Source organism: Psychrobacter sp. AOP31-B2-9, from assembly GCF_052378005.1.
Classification (GTDB): Bacteria; Pseudomonadota; Gammaproteobacteria; order Pseudomonadales; family Moraxellaceae; genus Psychrobacter.
On sequence record NZ_JBQSXG010000397.1, the window covers coordinates 1 to 215 of the forward strand.

The 215-nt window shown below is 35.3% G+C and carries 1 protein-coding gene; it reads right to left on the reverse strand.

Annotated elements, in window-relative coordinates:
- On the reverse strand, window positions 1–215 hold a 215-nt coding region (locus ACT3SX_RS15790; RefSeq protein ID WP_444518920.1), incomplete at both ends, for a hypothetical protein.

Consider the following 215-nt stretch of genomic DNA (forward strand, 5'->3'; position numbering starts at 1 on the left):
ATCCTCTTTGTATAAGCATCTTCTCTAAGATGGTGTAAAAATACTGCATCACTGACTAAACAGCCTCTAGGTATTAAAACAGCCTTAGGACATAAGGGGTTTTTATAGTCAAGCTCTAATAAGTTTCTAACAGTATCTGGAGATTCATTATTTACATCTCCCCAAAGTGCGGAAATAAGAACATGATTTATATGTTTTGAGCAGCCATAATGAGC